This is a genomic window from Bartonella sp. MR168JLCBS, assembly GCF_042194175.1.
In genome coordinates this window covers 1-534 of record NZ_JBHIMP010000622.1, presented here as the reverse complement: position 1 = coordinate 534, position 534 = coordinate 1, and the positions used below count along the sequence as shown (strand labels likewise).

The 534-nt window shown below is 45.1% G+C and carries 1 pseudogene; it reads left to right on the top strand.

The annotated features are described in order from the left end of the window. Nucleotides 1-400: 400 nt before the first annotated feature. Nucleotides 401-534: pseudogene (locus ACFIK8_RS13055) on the top strand (PBSX family phage terminase large subunit); the annotation flags it as partial.

Sequence of the window (534 nt, the reverse complement as noted above, 5' to 3'; positions counted from 1 at the left end):
AGATATGATGTTTGGAGATCATAAATGTCTGGGGGTGCCTGCATGAGGGGATGGTGTCTGAGGGAATTGGTGCCGGGGGGGGGAACTGGTGTCTGGGCACGTGCGGGGATGTGGTGCGTCTTTTGATGATTATTGATGCTCTCCATGATGCACACCAAATTTATCAGGTACTTAGAAGTCTTTTGTGATGCACGATGATTCATTCCATATTGCACAATGGTGGGGTGATCATCCATGTGTCTGGTAGACTAAAGAGGTAACCGATTCATCCTTAGGATAAAACAGCGTTCTTGAACAATCATTAGGCAGATCAGGCAGATTGCTTCTAAACCACTGTTCAGTAGGAACTCAAAAATACAAAGAGAAAGGGAACTCTCTTTCTCAATCATAAAACTTTACAATGATAACTGCTCAGATCGCTCTCATTCCAAAGCTTATTCCCGTTTTTACCGGAAAAGCTGATGTACGTGCTGCTTGGGGAGGACGTGGATCTGGAAAAACCCGCTCTTTTGCCTTGATGTCTGCTGTGATGGG